The organism is Paenibacillus sp. Negev47, assembly GCF_058313655.1.
In genome coordinates this window covers 1,207,607-1,223,318 of the sequence record NZ_CM177754.1, presented here as the reverse complement: position 1 = coordinate 1,223,318, position 15,712 = coordinate 1,207,607, and the positions used below count along the sequence as shown (strand labels likewise).

At 46.7% G+C, this 15,712-nt stretch carries 19 protein-coding genes; 2 read left to right on the top strand and 17 right to left on the bottom strand.

Translation table 11 applies throughout. The features are described from left to right. Window positions 1-15 precede the first annotated feature (15 nt). The gene (locus tag AC4G47_RS05690) at window positions 16-1,071 is read right to left on the bottom strand and encodes a GerMN domain-containing protein (RefSeq protein ID WP_491105209.1); all 1,056 of its coding nucleotides are present in this window, start codon (window positions 1,069-1,071) and stop codon (window positions 16-18) included. A 273-nt stretch (window positions 1,072-1,344) separates the two neighbouring features. Here AC4G47_RS05690 and AC4G47_RS05685 point away from each other — a divergent pair, with 273 nt between their 5' ends. Continuing rightward, on the top strand, window positions 1,345-1,911 hold the full coding sequence (locus AC4G47_RS05685; protein ID WP_458123868.1) for a phosphatidylglycerophosphatase A family protein: 567 nt from the start codon (window positions 1,345-1,347) through the stop codon (window positions 1,909-1,911). A 160-nt stretch (window positions 1,912-2,071) separates the two neighbouring features. Here AC4G47_RS05685 and AC4G47_RS05680 read toward each other — a convergent pair whose 3' ends face one another. The 5 genes from AC4G47_RS05680 to AC4G47_RS05660 form a co-directional block, all read right to left on the bottom strand. Next, window positions 2,072-2,725, bottom strand: coding sequence for a ferric reductase-like transmembrane domain-containing protein (locus AC4G47_RS05680; protein WP_491105208.1), 654 nt, complete (start codon window positions 2,723-2,725; stop codon window positions 2,072-2,074). A gap of 36 nt (window positions 2,726-2,761) precedes the next feature. Beyond that, complete coding sequence (locus AC4G47_RS05675; RefSeq protein ID WP_491105206.1) at window positions 2,762-3,802, bottom strand: FAD:protein FMN transferase; 1,041 nt, start codon at window positions 3,800-3,802, stop codon at window positions 2,762-2,764. Further along, a complete protein-coding gene (locus AC4G47_RS05670; RefSeq protein WP_491105204.1) occupies window positions 3,799-4,215 on the bottom strand; it encodes a hypothetical protein in 417 nt (138 codons plus the stop codon). The genes AC4G47_RS05675 and AC4G47_RS05670 overlap by 4 nt, the downstream gene beginning before the upstream one ends. A gap of 368 nt (window positions 4,216-4,583) precedes the next feature. After that, complete coding sequence (locus tag AC4G47_RS05665; RefSeq protein WP_491105203.1) at window positions 4,584-5,567, bottom strand: MBL fold metallo-hydrolase; 984 nt, start codon at window positions 5,565-5,567, stop codon at window positions 4,584-4,586. Between the two features lie 25 nt (window positions 5,568-5,592). Next, window positions 5,593-6,333, bottom strand: a complete 741-nt coding sequence (locus AC4G47_RS05660) for a class I SAM-dependent methyltransferase (RefSeq protein WP_491105201.1) — start codon at window positions 6,331-6,333, stop codon at window positions 5,593-5,595. A 225-nt stretch (window positions 6,334-6,558) separates the two neighbouring features. Here AC4G47_RS05660 and AC4G47_RS05655 point away from each other — a divergent pair, with 225 nt between their 5' ends. Then, on the top strand, window positions 6,559-7,434 hold the full coding sequence (locus AC4G47_RS05655; RefSeq protein WP_491105200.1) for a DUF72 domain-containing protein: 876 nt from the start codon (window positions 6,559-6,561) through the stop codon (window positions 7,432-7,434). A gap of 160 nt (window positions 7,435-7,594) precedes the next feature. Here AC4G47_RS05655 and AC4G47_RS05650 read toward each other — a convergent pair whose 3' ends face one another. The 11 genes from AC4G47_RS05650 to AC4G47_RS05600 all read right to left on the bottom strand — a co-directional run bounded on the left by AC4G47_RS05650 (window position 7,595) and on the right by AC4G47_RS05600 (window position 15,708). Next, window positions 7,595-7,921 carry a hypothetical protein gene (locus tag AC4G47_RS05650; protein ID WP_491105198.1) on the bottom strand — a complete coding sequence of 109 codons (327 nt, stop codon included), beginning with the start codon at window positions 7,919-7,921 and terminating at the stop codon, window positions 7,595-7,597. Between the two features lie 5 nt (window positions 7,922-7,926). Beyond that, complete coding sequence (locus AC4G47_RS05645) at window positions 7,927-9,765, bottom strand: RHS repeat-associated core domain-containing protein (protein WP_491105196.1); 1,839 nt, start codon at window positions 9,763-9,765, stop codon at window positions 7,927-7,929. Window positions 9,766-10,004: 239 nt separating this feature from the next. Then, on the bottom strand, window positions 10,005-10,388 hold the full coding sequence (locus AC4G47_RS05640; protein WP_491105195.1) for a hypothetical protein: 384 nt from the start codon (window positions 10,386-10,388) through the stop codon (window positions 10,005-10,007). Beyond that, window positions 10,363-10,800: a hypothetical protein gene (locus tag AC4G47_RS05635; RefSeq protein ID WP_491105194.1), complete on the bottom strand. Its 438-nt coding sequence runs from the start codon at window positions 10,798-10,800 to the stop codon at window positions 10,363-10,365. Before AC4G47_RS05635 ends, AC4G47_RS05640 begins: the two co-directional genes overlap by 26 nt. Next, window positions 10,767-11,108 carry an RHS repeat-associated core domain-containing protein gene (locus tag AC4G47_RS05630; RefSeq protein ID WP_491105192.1) on the bottom strand — a complete coding sequence of 114 codons (342 nt, stop codon included), beginning with the start codon at window positions 11,106-11,108 and terminating at the stop codon, window positions 10,767-10,769. The genes AC4G47_RS05635 and AC4G47_RS05630 overlap by 34 nt, the downstream gene beginning before the upstream one ends. 138 nt (window positions 11,109-11,246) lie before the next feature. Beyond that, the gene (locus tag AC4G47_RS05625) at window positions 11,247-11,780 is read right to left on the bottom strand and encodes a hypothetical protein (protein WP_491105190.1); all 534 of its coding nucleotides are present in this window, start codon (window positions 11,778-11,780) and stop codon (window positions 11,247-11,249) included. Window positions 11,781-11,828: 48 nt separating this feature from the next. Then, entirely contained in the window at window positions 11,829-12,350 is a 522-nt protein-coding gene (locus tag AC4G47_RS05620) for a hypothetical protein (RefSeq protein ID WP_491105189.1), read from the bottom strand. Further along, the gene (locus tag AC4G47_RS05615; protein WP_491105188.1) at window positions 12,347-13,699 is read right to left on the bottom strand and encodes an RHS repeat domain-containing protein; all 1,353 of its coding nucleotides are present in this window, start codon (window positions 13,697-13,699) and stop codon (window positions 12,347-12,349) included. The genes AC4G47_RS05620 and AC4G47_RS05615 overlap by 4 nt, the downstream gene beginning before the upstream one ends. Before the next feature lie 135 nt (window positions 13,700-13,834). After that, a complete protein-coding gene (locus tag AC4G47_RS05610) occupies window positions 13,835-14,065 on the bottom strand; it encodes a DUF8617 domain-containing protein (protein WP_491106651.1) in 231 nt (76 codons plus the stop codon). 225 nt (window positions 14,066-14,290) lie between these two features. Further along, window positions 14,291-15,340: a hypothetical protein gene (locus AC4G47_RS05605; protein ID WP_491105187.1), complete on the bottom strand. Its 1,050-nt coding sequence runs from the start codon at window positions 15,338-15,340 to the stop codon at window positions 14,291-14,293. A gap of 125 nt (window positions 15,341-15,465) precedes the next feature. Beyond that, window positions 15,466-15,708, bottom strand: coding sequence for a DUF8617 domain-containing protein (locus tag AC4G47_RS05600; protein WP_491105186.1), 243 nt, complete (start codon window positions 15,706-15,708; stop codon window positions 15,466-15,468). Between the last annotated feature and the right edge of the window lie 4 nt (window positions 15,709-15,712).

The following is a 15,712-nucleotide window of genomic DNA, read 5'->3' as shown; positions in this document are numbered from 1 at the left end:
AGCATTCCTTGCTCATTAAATCGGAATTTCGTTGATATATTCAGGCTTGGAAACCGGCGCACTGTAATCCCTGTTGTCGTCACCCATGACCGTTTTTTGGCCGTTCCATTCGATCTGCACTTTGGCATCCTTGCTGGCTGTATTCTCTGCAGTAGTTAATACGACGGACTGTAATAGCTCGCTTGGCACGATATCCCCTTCAGCAAACATATCGTCTTTCAGCGCAACCGTTACCGTGCCATCCTCGCCCGTTTTGACCGATTGCAGCTCTGTTCCACCTGTCATGACCTCTTCCAATTCCCCGCCTTTGTCAGGTCCCTTGATCAGCTCATTTAAAGCCGCCTGTACCCGATCTTCACCAGGGGTAACCAGGCGTGTAACCGGAACATAATATTGGATGCCTGCTGGCGAAGCAGCGGAGAAATAGACCGTTACCGGACTGCTATTGGTCACAAACGCATCGCCCAGATCCAAATTGATTCCCACAGCCCGATTCAGCGATTCAGGCAACGGCGTGCTGTTCACCGGCATTTGCGTTAACTTTTTACCATCCACCCAGATCTGCACATTCTCCACATCAGGTGTTCCCGTTAATGTCCACGTGACAGCTTCTAGCATTTTCCGTTCTTCCTTCGCATCATACTTGGCAAAATTACCCGAGAACTCCACGACCGCCAGCTTGTCATCCGCGTGAATCGTTACATTCTGAACAACCGTTCCCTGTGGGAGAACGCCCTGAAATCCTTCAGGCAACATGCCCGCATAGGCCCCGCCTGTGACAAGTGTATCCAGTGCTGTCTTCGGACTGCTGGCATCGGTTCCGGAAGGAAGTGTCAGGGATACCGGAGCGAGCAGCCCCTGCTGGTCTTGCAGATATACCGTCGTTAATGGGAGCGTTGCGAGTGCACCATTCCCTTCGGCTGCCTGAATCATGGCTGCTTCCTGGATGGGCGGCGGTGGGTCAACAGCTTCGGAAGACTGTGCTCCAAACATGCCACAGCCTGACAATACCATAGGAATGCTCAGCAGCGCTGCTGCCGATACCGTACGCAAAGAATGGGTCTTTCTCATGATCACGTTCCCCCTCATCATTTTTACAGTTTGTACTACCATGTATACGAGCCTTTGTCCAAAAAATAACTAAAAGATCATAAGAAAAACATCTATCGACGCACTTTCACAGAAGACAGACCGCGTTTAGCTGGAATTTTTCTTGCGATAATCGAATTGTTCAGCTTCGCTGAAAACGTATAAATTCTATAATCTTAAAGAAACGTAAACAGGTTAATAACGTATTAGGAAGCAAGAGTAAGGACATTGCTAACATCAGAGGAGGAATCACCCATGGAACATCCTGAGCAAGAAAAAATTCCCTACAGCCTAAATAGTCGTAAAGTCGAGGAGGCAACAAGAGAATGGCTGCATAAACGGGGCGTCGAGGTCCCTGAAATCGCTGAACTGGTCATGTTGTTGCAGAAAAAGTACTACCCTGATCTTACAATGGAAGAATGTATCGATAATGTGGAGAAGGTTCTCCGCAAACGCGAGGTACAGAACGCTGTTCTGACCGGTATTCAGCTCGATATCCTGGCAGAACAGGGTCAACTGTTATCTCCTTTGCAGGAAATGATTGAGAACGATGAAGGACTCTATGGCGTGGATGAGATCTTGGCATTCTCCATCGTCAATGTATATGGCAGCATTGGATTCACGAATTACGGATATGTGGACAAGCTGAAGCCAGGGGTGCTTGGACGACTGAATGACAAGAACCTGGGTCCTATCCACACGTTCCTCGACGATATTGTCGGCGCGATTGCCTCGGCAGCGAGCAGTCGGATCGCCCATCGCAAACAGTCTGAGCTTGAAGAAGCACTTGGAGAAAAACCTGTAAGCGATGATGTTGTATAACACTTAACTCGTTCCATAGCTGAAGTCGTGTGGGACATTGGACATGTGTGTGGATGCTTGGTGAAATAACTGTTCGATGAAATAACTTTTCATGAAAAAAGCGGCCTGATGGCCGCTTCTTTTGCATGTGTACGATACTTTTTTGATGATTTACACGTTATTATTTCAGATGTTTAGGTCGTACCGTTCCCGCCAAACCATAACCTTCAACCCACTTCTTTTCGGCAGCTGTCTCAGATGGTGTCCATTTTGGTCCAATCGTGATTTCCGGGCCTTTGCGCTCTCGCAACATGCCACGCAGCACAGTGATGCCGAGGATGCTGAGTCCAGTGAATACATACATCATCCGCATGATGATATTGCCAGAATCTGTTCCCGTCACCATGCCATGAACCAGCAGACCAATGAACACCGGGTAGGACAGCATGTGGAACATGAACCACCATTTGCGGCCCAGCTTGTTCCTCAGGTCACTGGATAACAGAACGATCACTAATCCATAGAAGGCTAACGTTCCCAGACCACTGCCGATCGGATGCACGGAGGCGGTAAAAGGAATTAGAAGTTCTCCCCAGGTAAACGGGCTATAGTGGTCAATATATAACGTTAACGCATGTACGAGTCCAAATCCGAAGGCGAGCCAGGTCGTTCGGGTATGCCATTTGAACATAACTGCTTTCGGTTTGCCTTTAGCCATAGGCATCCCTTGAGCAATGCCCAGAAACACACCAGCAAAGAGCAGCACATAAGCAGCAATCCCACTAATTCGAATGATATTCCACGTCGGCAGGTAATCTACAATCCATTGCGCCATAACCGGCTCCCCCACATCTGTTAGACTTGTCCTGATTTAGATCAGACTGAAGCGATGATCCGGATCAAAACCGGGCCAGTGCTCAGCGAGCGTATCCGTATTTCCTCTAAAATAAGTAATCCCATCCCGTGTCATCCACAGGACGTCATGCCGATCATAATGTCGGTTTAACCAACCTACCGCCTCGGCACTCCCCAAAATGCAGACCGTCTTGGCAATGATCTCGCATTGCGAAGCATGCTGTCCCATAACGGTACACTGCAATACGTCCGTATCCGCCGGCTCCATCGTCCGGGGGTCAATGAGGTGATGTGCAAGGTTTCCGTCCGTATTCTGCCATTGTCTGCGGGAAATACCTGAAGTGGCAACAGCTCCTCGCTGTAAGCGAACCGTACCTGACACATTCCCCTGATCCTCCAAAGGATCTGCTACTTCCAAGGTCCACTGGGGATGGTCTGGTGTACCCCATACTTGAATATCTCCACTCGCGTTAATCAAACCCGCCGGAATATGCAATGTTCGCTGCAACCAGTCTGCAATGCGTTCCACTGCCCAGCCCTTAACAATGCCTCCCAGGTCCAGTTCAGCTCCGGGGTCCAGGTGAACCATCCGGCTACCTTCCCGCTGAATCCAGCTCGGACGACTGTGATCACATCGATCTTCCATACCTGATGATGCAGGTGTCCTCGTTCGCAATATGCGTTCAAACAATGGACGTTGCTGTTGTCGTTGTTGCACCTTCTCGAAGGACAGATCGTATCCCGAAGCCTGAAGAGCCTGCGAGATGCCCGGTTGAAAAATCCCTTCGGTCAGGCCAATATAACCGTACGCCAGACTCAAAACTTCATCCATCGCAGCCGAGACAGGCATCCATCCGGTAGAATTATTCAGACAATTCAATTCACTCTCTGCCACAAATCGGCTGAATCGTTGCTCCTGTGTCTCAAACCAATTCTTTACCAAGGTTGCTGCATGTTCGGCTTCTTCCCGCCCAGCGGACAATTGTACTTCAACATCCGTGTTCATTGCACGGAATTGAAATTTGAGCGGACGAGCGACTTGCTCCGTGCGGCTCATGATGCACCTGTGCGTGACTGATAGTTGCCACTGCTGTATCCGGAGTCTGTATCCTGGTTATTTTGCCCAAAACGCTGAGCATCTGAATAACTTCCCTTGTTACTCATGCTCTGATTCAGCACAGCGGCTTGTGAGCTATCGGATGTTCCATTATCTTGATTATCGTTATTGTCATTGCCCTGCGTGTTCCAGTTGTTGCTGTCCGTTGTACTGCTGATCCATTCATCCATCACATCATCACGTGTATTCACTTGGCTTGAAGCAGTAACGCTTGTATCTGTGCCATTCGCTGCTGCATAGGCCACATCAAAGGCATCCGAGGTTCTTACATATTGAAAGAGTGCAGCCACGGTCAACGTTGCTGCCGCTGAAGCTTGCCATTTTCTCCATTGATTCCGTTTTCTTCTGGTCATCGCTCTTCCCTGCTTTCTTTAGGGTGTGTCTCAAAACTCGCTGAAGTGCATCTTTTACCGTCTTTTCGCCCCCTGCCGCGTCACTTTCCCTTGCCGTGCCCCGGCACGCCTGCGAAAAACTTCCTTGCTTGGAACGAAAACTCGGCAAAATCTGCTTCCTTCGGAGTTCTAAGACACGCCCTAGCGAAGTTCATAGGTGTATCTTAGGCGCGCTGGCTTAAAAATAGATGAATGAACGGTTAAGAGAGGCTAAAGCTTTATTTCACGGGAGTCGTTTCAAACAAAAAAAGACCCTGAACAGGTGAATTGCCTGTACAAAGCCTTTATATAGGAGCGTATTATCATTTCATATTAATATCATTATTTCGTTAGATTCGAAAATAGAACGTGCCATCCGGTTGCTGCTCTTGTCTCGCCATCCCCCGTCGAATCAACTCCTGCAAATGGGCCATCGTCTCGCTCATGGCAAACCGCAGTTGATGGGTACCGAGCCGATTACCAAACATGTATTCACAGATATCATACGCATTGGCCGGTGACTCCTGAATTCGCTCCGTCAACTTCTGAAGGCGCTCTTCGTGATGAGCAAGCAAGTGAGCTGTTCGTTCGCTGAACTGGGCAAAAGGATTTCGATGTCCCGGGTACGCCTGCTTGACATTCAGAGCTCCGAGACGATGCAATCCTTCCATATAAGAAAATAAAGGCTGAGGGTCACTGCCCGGTTGCAGACTGATATTCGGTGAAATCTGTGGCAATACTGCATCTCCGCACAGAATCTCCATCGACTCCGGTGAATAAAAGGATAAATGGCCTGGGGCATGTCCACCCGTCTCCACAGCAACCCAACGTTTCCCGCCCATATCGAGCCACTCACCGTCTTCAATGGGAGTCACATTCGGAAGTGGTGTGATCTGCGAAGTAAATGCCTTCATATGTTCATGTATCTGCTCTGTCTTGTCTTCGGGCATACCGTGACGACCATAAAAATCAGGTAAGATTGTATTAATGCGTGAGTCAGATCCCCACATATAATCGGCCTCTTGGCGGGAGCGTGTGGACATTCGAACGGGTGCACCCGTCATCTGTTGTATCCATCCCGACAACCCAAGATGATCCGGGTGATGGTGGGTCAGCACAATTTGATGAATATCGCTAAAGGTCCGGCCGAGATCTGCCAGCGCTTCATGCCACTCCTGTTCCGTCTCCGAATTACGTGGTCCCGGATCTATGATAGTGACCGTTCCATCCGGTTCAGACAACACATAACTGTTCACCCATCGCAGAGGAAAAGACATGGTAATCTTGACCCGATGTATGCCCTCTGTCATGGACATCTCTTCTGTTCGCTTCATACGTTTTCCCCTTCCAGACGTCTGTTCACTCCACAGGACGATGACCCACAAAAATCATACGCGGAGAATCCTGCTCGTCATATTTCTCTTCATCATAGCCGCCATGGACCTGATCTACCTGAAGTCCAGCTTCACTTAACAGCTCACTCAGTTGCTCCCGGGTATACAGCTTCACACGTTCCTGATATACCCGCGGTTCATGTCCGGATGCGGTATCCGTAATGCGTATTTCCTTTTGCACAAATCCATCATGAATCTTGCGGAACTCCTCAATCCGCTGCCCTTCATCCTCTCGAACCGAGTGCGGAACCAGATGACGAGTCACATAAGCCGTATTCATAAAATCAATAATATAGCTGCCACCCGGCCGAAGCATACGGTGAATGGCGCGTAATACTTTCAGTTGTTCTCCGTCCTCAAGGAAATAACCAAACGATGTGAACAGATTGACTACGGCATCGAAGCCGCCTTTCAGGGGGAGTTCACGCATGTCTGCATGGCACCACGTTACTCGATGTTCGTCATCCATTAGGCGGGCTTCACGCAAAAGCACATCGGAAAGATCGACCCCGGTCACTCGCAATCCTGCGTCCGCAAGTGCCAATGAGTGCCGTCCCATACCGCAGCATAGATCCAATACTTCAGAGCTCGGCTCAAGCTTCAACCACTTGATCATTTTATGTACTTCCTGATAGGCACCCTGTACATCCCGGTGCTTGTATACGAGCAGATAATCTTCTCCAAAACTCTTTTCATACCATTCCATTAATTCTCGCCCTCCACATGGTCACTGGCCCTCTGTCTATAGTACGCTGTTGTACAGGCCTGATCATTTCCCCTAAGCTTTAAGTTATTGTAACGTCTTTATTCTGCAAACTCAAAAAATTCCAGTAAATCAGCCGCATTGAAGACCAAAAATGTACACGATATAATGTTTAACATGCGCATACCCCTGCGAATCGGTTAACTATAAGCAACAGGAGGTGTTCTTATGATTCGCATCGGACTTACCGGATGGGGGGATCAGGAAGATCTCTATCCGAACCGTACCAAAGCCAAAGACAAGCTCAGCCTATACGGTCAATACTTCTCCACTGTGGAGGTGGATAGTTCCTTCTACGCCGTTCAACCGCGGGATCGAATGGCACGGTGGGCTGCAGAGACGCCCGAATCCTTTGCTTTTATCATCAAAGCCTATCAGGGAATGACCGGACATCTGCGAGGCAAACCCTACTTCACGAGCACGTCGGAGATGTATAAGGCTTTTCGAGAATCACTGGAACCCGTCATTGAAGCTGGCAAGATGCAGACAGCCTTGTTTCAATATCCACCTTGGTTTGAGTGTAATAAGGATAACGTGAAAGAGCTTCGAGAAGTGAAGCTTAGAATGGAGGGTATTCCATGCGCCCTCGAATTCCGCCATCGCAGCTGGTATGAAGATGGCATGCGCGAGCGGACGCTTGCGTTTATGAAGGAACAAGGCTGGATTCACAGTGTCTGTGACGAACCCCAGGCGGGTCCAGGTTCCATTCCCATCGTGCCGCAGGCCACGGATTCGGAGATGACGCTGGTTCGCATGCATGGGCGCAACGTGTCCGGCTGGCATCAGAATGGTGCGCCCAATTGGCGCGAGACCCGTTATTTGTATCGTTACAACAAGGAAGAGCTGTTGGAGTGGAAAGGGTATCTGGAGCAATTGCAGGAGCAGAGCAAGGATGTCTATGTTATTTTCAACAACAACTCCGGTGGCGATGCAGCGGCGAATGCCCAGATGATGATGGAACTGCTGGACCAGCCAGTAAAGCCTTTTCCTGACCGTACTGAACCGGAGAAGGAAGAAGGACCGAAGCAGCTAGAGCTATTTTAACACCTTATGTACAACGTTTATTAGCGTGGTATCACAAACATCAGCGCTTACAAATTACTTTAGTTTCTCTACTCTCAATAGTAAAAGATATATAAAAAACACAAATAAATTGACTACGTTCAAAAAAGCCCTAAAGGTGAACCTTCAGGGCTTCACATACCTAAATTTGATCCATATCTAAATAAATTCTATACCAATCAGGACGTTGTGCTTGAATTAATGAGATTGCTTCAGCTAATGCAACACCTTTTAGCTCTAATAATTTTTTATAATTAATTTGTTCGTTCTTAATCCAAATGTGTGCTAAAGACTCACCACAACTTGCCACTACCATTTCATCATAGCAATTATCGTTTGAAACATTAATTAGAAAATCAATTGTCTCATCATCTTGAAAATTAATTCCCAAATCAATTACTGCATCATCTTTCTCTGCATCACTTGTTTTAGGATCTAACAAGATTTCCATTAGAATCTTTTTATTCATACTTATCAGCTCCCAAGGGGAATATGTGTACCTATGCTTCGACCACCCATTTCACCAGTAAAAGGATTGATATATGATCCCTTATCATCTAATCTTGCATCAAAACGAGGTTGATTACTTCCTGCTTGTAAGCCTTCTCTTGTACTTGCTTCAGATTTAATTTTCAGCCTCCAACTAAATACTCCATCCTTACCTTTTATTCCCCATTGTTCGACGCCTCCTGAAGTATTTTGTTGTACCCAACCTTTTGCTTGCGCCCATTTTCTCAGGTTTGCAGTGTTCTTAGAAATACTACCAGTATCTTTGACTAGACCATTATTAGTAGGTTTCGTAGACTGACCACCATTTCCCGTCCCCTTAGCAGAAGACTGACCATTACTCGAAGTAGACGGCTTACTACCAGAGGATCCACCTTTACTTCCGCCCCCACCAAAACTTCCTCCAGATGATCTACCTGCGCCAGCACTGGCACTTCCACTCCCTGCCCCCAATCCCTCTAAAGAGTTCTTTGCCGGTCTTTTGGACTCTCCGCTGGAGTCTACATAGATCAATGGATTATTTTCCACATACGTATATAAATTCAAACTCAATGGATTCGTGAGTTGTCCCTCATACGTATCTTCATTAATGAAACGGGCCGTGGACGGGTCATACCAGCGAGCTCTTAAATACTGTAGTCCCGTGACCTCATCCCAATACTCTCCGGCATAACGCAAGACATTCGGGACGGTCTCCTCTGTTGTTTCCGCGTTACCCCAGATGTCATAGGTGTATTGGTTCAATACGTTGCCTGATGCATCCCGGATTTCCGTTACATCCCCGTGACCATTGGTCACATAGGACTGGAGCTGATTTTCTCCAGCGATCTGCCGGGCGGTCAGTTTGCCGGTGGCATCGTAGACGTAACCTACCGTGATCTGCACTGCTCCCGTGCTACTTACCGTGCCTTCGGCCACCAGTAGTCCACGGTCATCGTAGTAGTAACGAGTTGTTTGACCTCCCGTACTTCGTTCGGTCATTAGACCGTCTCCATTGTAACGGTAGCTCACATTCTGCTCGTTAACCGCAGCAATTGTTAGTTGATTGCGAGCATCGTAAGTGTAAGAAGCTGGCACAGGCGGGTTCCACTCCCGGTCACTTTCCAGACCGCTCCGGTTATCTCGCACATCGTAGGTATACGTCTCCTGATACGGGCTGGACGTTTTAATTCGATTTAGCTTGTCGTAAGTGTATTGGGAAGCGATTCCCTGATCTGTTTTGCTCGTGATATTTCGGTTGTTATCATAGGCATAGCTGTAGCTCGGGCCGTTTGTTCCCTGGAACGTATGGGAGAGCCCGGTCAGATTCAGTCCGTTGTACGTGTAGGTCTCTTTCCAGCCAGACCCGGCACTTTGTTGGGCCAGACTGTTGTTGCCGCGATACGTATAACTGAAGCTATCTAGGGTCGTTCCGCTACCATTGGTCAAGCTCAGGGATGCAGGAAGTGCGGAGGCTCCCTTGTACGTCATGCCCAGATTGAGCGTGTAACTTCCTTTCTGGAAGGTCTGACGAGTACGTGCCCCTCTTGCGTCGTAAACAAATGTTAATGTAGCCCCATCCGGGTAGGTGATGCTCTCCAGCTCACCAACGGGTGTATAGGCATATTGGGTGCTCCCAGTAGGATCGCCCATACTGGTTCTCCGGCCCATAGCATCATAGGTGTATGAGATCGTGCCGTCACTGGCCCGGTTTTCCAGCAGGAAGTTGCGGCTGTTGTATACGTAGGTGCGTTCCTGCCCTTTGCGATCCAGCACTTTCGTCACATTGTCATTCGCATCATACGTATAGGTCGTGAGTTGCCCCAAGGGGGCTGTCTGTACGAGAGTCCAAGCTCATTGCCGTCTGGCGGTTGTACCCTCTTAAGGTATAAACTTAAAGCATTAATGTGCTTACAATCAAAATGGTGAAATCTTCATACGGGTATTACAAGAGTTATTTGTGTTTTGGTTGTATGATGAGTTCATTTGTCACTGGGTAGCCTACACCAAAGAAGAAAACCTTGAAAGGCACGAAGCCAATCAAGGTCTATCCCAGTAATTGTTAATTAATAATTTGCATCGAACAAGGTGAGCTTATCTGGTACAACCTTTACAAAAGTACCTTTAGTAGGAACTGACCCTGCAAGCACTAAGGAGACGATGGATTCTCCAATCCTTAATTCTGCATAACCATCTTCTTCAATTGACCCTAGAGAACCAATTAAAAATATTGAGCCCTGCTCCATTCCAATAGCGAACTTATCTTCTTCACATATCTTCAAGTTACGTCCAAGTGTCAATGACTCGCTAATCTCTATTTCAACAAAGTACTCCTTGCCTTCTTCTGGCAAATCTCCATCCCAACTAGCCACAGCACGCCCGTATTCTGTTGAAAAGTTAATCTTTTGGTTAATTCCGTTAAAATCAACTTTTTCCACTCTGATTTTCAATTCTGAAATTCCTCCAATCATCTAATCCGTTGCAGATATTAGTTACTGTCATTATGTCATTGACAGAATTATAAGTCCATGTTTCCTCATGATAATGATACTTCGGCGTCCCCGAACTAGTCATTTCATGCTCACTAAATCGAACACTTCGTGTACCATCTGCGGAAAAAATTCTGTCAAAGTCAACTTTTCCAGTTCTGGGGTTAATATTCGTGGTGTTCTTCCCAAGGTATTCTTCCCAACGTTTTGTAACATCACTAGATTTAATAGTTGTTGTTGCTTTAACTTCCGGGGTTGCATTAACTTTAGTATTTGTACTTGGAACATTAGCTTTACCCGTCCCTTTAGTCGACGGCTTACTACCAGAGCTTCCACCCTTTACTCCACCGCCTCCGCCAGAGGATCTGCCCATACCGGCACCACCACTGGCGCTACCGCTTCCTGAGCCAAGCCCTCCAAGGCCTTCTTCTCTCCTCGTTTGGCTTCTCCGCTAGGATCGGTGTAGATCAATGGGTTATTTTCCACATACGTGTACAGGTTCAGGCTGTTCCGTTCTGCTTTATCCCCTTCATAGATATCTTCGTTGATAAAACGTTCCAGATTCGGGTCATACCAGCGGGATCGTAGATATTGCAGCCCGGTTTCCTCGTCCCAATATTCTCCTGCATAGCGGAGCACATTCGGTGTCTGCTCTTCCATCACTCGTGGATTTCCCCACATAGTTCCAATAATTTATGAATTAAACATTTTTTTCTATAATTAAGCAAATTAAAATTTAATCCATAAGTATAGATCGCTAAAAACATAAAAAGGAAACCCTGACTGTCGTTTAACAATCAGGGTTTCTAAAAAAGTAAACTATTTTAATATATACGAAATATTATAATTATTTATCCAATCTATAAAAATCTTCTCTCTCAATAACTCTGGGCATACAATTTCACCGAGAGATATAAACTTCTTATACATTTCTTCAAATATTCGCATACAACTCAGCTTTTCTATTACAATATTCGATGGCAAAGGTGACCATCCCTCTATTAAACTTTTGCATTCTAACATTAACTTTCCATCCTCTGTCTCCCTGATAATTAATTCTCTCATTACACCTTGCTCATAAAACCCTAAAGTATGGTTATAATCTTTTTCGTTAAATTTTTCTATAATTCCAGGTATTTCTTCAATAATAGAAGGGAGATCAAACTCACAGTCAACAGGCCACCTCCCGCTCCCAAAACCTTCAACTACAAAATTTACACTATTAGTTTTTTGAAAACAACTACATATATCAAAGATAACACTAGTTTGATTATCTAACTCATCATCGTATTTTAAATCATTAATCTCAACTTTCTTAATATCGATTGTATTCTCTAAATACATCTTGAACAATTTAAATCCTCCTTCTTATCTATCAACTAGTTATTATTTGAACAAAAATCATTTTAGTACAAATGCATCACTTACTGGGTAAGCCGTTCTTATTGTGCCTATTTTCAAATTGGGAATTATAACAGCTCTTTTAGCTGAGACTATATCCCAAGAAGGTTTTATTATTTGACCTAAACCCTCTGGTATATCTACTATCGTGGGTTTATCGACTTTGCCATATGAATTCAAGAACTTTGCAGCCTTTTCATTATCGAGCCATTGGCCTTGTTCTGACATCTTTCCGGACTCATTTACTGTTCTAGCTCTTCCCTTTAGTGATTCTAGATTCTTTTTACCTGCACCATGAGTATCGAAGGTATGACCAAGGTTTGGCTTACTTTTCCAGTTTACAACTCCATTTTTTCCTGACAACCATCCTGCGTTACTTGTGGAAGTAGGCGGCTTACTACCAGAGCTTCCATCCTTTACTCCACCGCCACCTCCGCCAAAGCCTCCACCAGACGATCTGCCCATACCGGCACTGCCACTGGCACTTCCACTGCCTTGCCCTAATCCCTCTAAGGCGTTCATTTCACCTCTTTTGGCTTCTCCGCTAGGATCTTCAATGGGTTATTTTCCACATACGTGTACAGGTTCAGGCTCAGCGGGTTTGCCAGTTCACCCTCGTACGTATCTTGACTAATAAACCGTGCCGTGGACGGATCATACCAACGTGTTCTCAGATACTGAAGCCCTGTCACTTCATCCCAGTACTCTCCGGCATAACGCAGAACGTTCGGAACGGTCTCCTCTGTTGTTTCCGGGTTGCCCCAGATGTCATACGTGTATCGGTTCAATACGTTGCCTGATGCATCCCGGATTTCCGTTACATCCCCATGTCCGTTCGTCACATAGGACTGGAGCTGATTTTCTCCAGCGATCTGCCGGGCGGTCAGTTTGCCGGTGGCATCGTAGACGTAACCTACCGTGATCTGCACTGCTCCCGTGCTACTTACCGTGCCTTCGGCCACCAGTAGTCCACGATCATCATAGTAGTAACGAGTCGTCTGACCTCCTGTTCTTCTCTCGGTCATTAGACCGTCCCCATTGTAACGGTAGCTCACATTCTGTTCGTTAACCGTAGCACCTGTTAGTTGATTGCGAGCATCGTAGGAGTAAGAAGCTGGCACAGGCGGGTTCCACTCCCGGTCACTTTCCAGACTACTCCGATTATCCCGCACATCGTACGTATACGTCTCCTGATACGGGCTGGACGTTTTAATTCGATTTAGCTTGTCATAGGTGTATTGGGAAGCGATTCCCTGATCTGTTTTGCTCGTAATATTTCGATTGTTATCATAGGCATAGCTGTAGCTCGGGCCGTTTGTTCCCTGGAACGTATGGGTGAGCCCGGACAGGTTCAGTCCGTTGTACGTGTAGGTCTCTTTCCAGCCAGACCCGGCACTTTGCTCAGCCAGACTGTTGTTGCCCCGATAGGTGTAGGCGAAGCTGCCGAGCGTCGTTCCACTCCCATTGGTTAAGTTCAGCGATGCTGGAAGTACAGAAGCTCCCTTGTACGACATACCCAGATTGAGCGCGTAACTGCCTTGCTGGAAGGTCTGACGAGTAAGTGTTCCTCGGGCATCGTAGCCCAGCGTTAATGTGGCTCCGTCTGGATACGTGATGCTCTCCGGTTCACCAACGGGTGTATAGGCATATTGGGTGCTCCCGGTAGCGTCGCCCATAACGGTTCTCCGGCCCATAGCATCATAGGTGTATGAGATCGTGCCGTCACTGGCCCGGTTTTCCAGCAGGAAGTTGCGGCTGTTGTATACGTAGGTGCGTTCCTGCCCTTTGCGATCCAGCGCCTTCGTCACATTACCATTCGCATCATACGTATATTTCGTGACTTGTCCCAAGGGATCAGTCTGGACGAGCAAACGGCCCAACTCATCGTAACGCTTTTGGACGGTTTTTCCGTCTGCATAGGTTACTTTAGTTAAACGACCACCTGCTTTGAGCAGATGGTCGTTTAAGGTGTATATGTTATTCAGTACAGAGGAATTCCCACTATTCTAATCGTTGCTCTCCAACAAATATGTCTTTATTACAGTATCCTCATCAAAAACATAAATTCTCTCACAATTTAAACATCTCCATACGTCATATCGAGGAAATGGTATTGTTACTGGGTCAATTGCGTTCCCTAAATTTATAATATCATCCCACTCTTTATCGGTATATACTCTTAATTCAACGTCATTAGGTGCTTTTGAGTTAGATAATGTTGCACCACATTTACCTATATATGCTTTGTATCTTAAAATATCAATATCATTCTTTACTAAGCATTAAATATTGAAATAAACTCTATTGGCGCAGTGAGTTCATTCCATTCGTCAATATCCTCAAGCTCAAAACAAATACCAGGATAATCCGGGAGTATATATACATAATCCTCTTTATTGTACCTGACACCAATTCGGCTTAAATCTAGTATGTTATTCCCTATCCCTATACATTCTAAGAATTTACCGCGTCACATAGGACTGGAGTTGACTCTCTCCGGCCATCTGCCGGGCGGTCAGTTTGCCAGTGGCATCGTAGACGTAACCTACCGTAATCTGCACTGTTCCCGTGCTGCTTACCGTGCCTTCGGCCATCAGCAACCCACGATCATCATAATAGTAACGAGTCGTTTGACCTCCCGTACTTCGCTCGGTCATCAGACCGTCTCCATTGTAACGGTAGCTCACCGCCTGGGCGTTTACCGTGGCACCTGTCAGTTGGTTGCGAGCATCATAGGTATAGGATGCTGCGACGGGCGGGCTCCACTCCCTGTCACTCTCCAGACTGCTCCGGTTATCCCGTACATCGTAGGTATAGGTTTCCTGATACTGGCTGGACGTTTGGATTCGGTTCAGCTTGTCATATGTGAATTGGTAGGCTGTTCCTTGATCCGTTTTGCTCGTGATGTTCCGGTTGTTATCATAAGCATAGCTGTAACTCGGACCGTTTGTACCATTAAACGTATGCGTGAGCCCGTTCAGGTTTAGGCCATCGTAGGTGTAGGTTTCTTTCCATTCGGACCCTGCACTTTGTTGTGCCAGACTATTGTTGGCACGGTAGGTGTACGCGAAGCTGCCCAGGGCCGTTCCGCTACCACTCGTCAAGCTCAGGGATTCTGGAAGGGCCGAAGCTCCCTTGTACGACATGCCCAGGTTAAGCGTATAACTACCCTGCTGGAAGGTCTGACGGGTCCGCACGCCACGGGCATCGTAACCCAGCGTTAGCGTTGCCCCATCGGGATAAGCGATACTCTCCAGCTCATCGACTGGTGTATACCCATATTGGGTGCTACCAGTGGAGTCGACCATGCCGGTTCTCCGGCCCATGGCATCATAAGTGAACGTAATCGTCCCATCACTGGCCTGGTTTTCCAGCAGAAAGTTGCGGCTGTTGTATACGTAGCTGCGTTCTTGCCCTTTGCGATCCAGCACTTTTGTCACATTGTCATTCGCATCATACGTATATGTCGTGACTTGTCCCAAGGGATCAGTCTGGACGAGCAATCGTCCCATCTCATCATAACGCTTCTGGACAGTTATTCCATCTGCAAAGGTTACATTAATTAAACGACCACCTGCTTTGAGCAGATGGTCGTTAAGGTATATATCTTATTCAGTAAAGAGGTATCCCGACTATTCTAATCGTTGCTCTCCAACAAATATGTCTTTATTACAGTATCCTCATCAAAAACATAAATTCTCTCACAGTTTAAACATCTCCATACATCATATCGAGGAAATGGTATTGTTACTGGGTCAATTGCGTTCCCTAAATTAATAATATTATCCCACTCTTTGTCGGTATATACTCTTAATTCAACGTCATTAGGTGCTTTCGAGTTAGATAATGTTGCACCACATTTGCATTGTAACCTTGCCATAAAA

Coding starts and splice junctions, on each gene's coding strand:
- AC4G47_RS05670 (WP_491105204.1), bottom strand. CDS start 4,215: ATGACCAGAAGAAAACGGAATCAATGGAGAAAATGGCAAGCTTCAGCG.
- AC4G47_RS05660 (WP_491105201.1), bottom strand. CDS start 6,333: ATGGAATGGTATGAAAAGAGTTTTGGAGAAGATTATCTGCTCGTATAC.
- AC4G47_RS05600 (WP_491105186.1), bottom strand. CDS start 15,708: ATGGCAAGGTTACAATGCAAATGTGGTGCAACATTATCTAACTCGAAA.
- AC4G47_RS05680 (WP_491105208.1), bottom strand. CDS start 2,725: ATGGCGCAATGGATTGTAGATTACCTGCCGACGTGGAATATCATTCGA.
- AC4G47_RS05630 (WP_491105192.1), bottom strand. CDS start 11,108: ATGTGGGGAAATCCACGAGTGATGGAAGAGCAGACACCGAATGTGCTC.
- AC4G47_RS05620 (WP_491105189.1), bottom strand. CDS start 12,350: ATGAACGCCTTAGAGGGATTAGGGCAAGGCAGTGGAAGTGCCAGTGGC.
- AC4G47_RS05665 (WP_491105203.1), bottom strand. CDS start 5,567: ATGAAGCGAACAGAAGAGATGTCCATGACAGAGGGCATACATCGGGTC.
- AC4G47_RS05605 (WP_491105187.1), bottom strand. CDS start 15,340: ATGGGACGATTGCTCGTCCAGACTGATCCCTTGGGACAAGTCACGACA.
- AC4G47_RS05650 (WP_491105198.1), bottom strand. CDS start 7,921: ATGAATAAAAAGATTCTAATGGAAATCTTGTTAGATCCTAAAACAAGT.
- AC4G47_RS05635 (WP_491105194.1), bottom strand. CDS start 10,800: ATGGGCAGATCCTCTGGCGGAGGCGGTGGAGTAAAGGGTGGAAGCTCT.
- AC4G47_RS05685 (WP_458123868.1), top strand. CDS start 1,345: ATGGAACATCCTGAGCAAGAAAAAATTCCCTACAGCCTAAATAGTCGT.
- AC4G47_RS05655 (WP_491105200.1), top strand. CDS start 6,559: ATGATTCGCATCGGACTTACCGGATGGGGGGATCAGGAAGATCTCTAT.
- AC4G47_RS05675 (WP_491105206.1), bottom strand. CDS start 3,802: ATGAGCCGCACGGAGCAAGTCGCTCGTCCGCTCAAATTTCAATTCCGT.
- AC4G47_RS05690 (WP_491105209.1), bottom strand. CDS start 1,071: ATGAGAAAGACCCATTCTTTGCGTACGGTATCGGCAGCAGCGCTGCTG.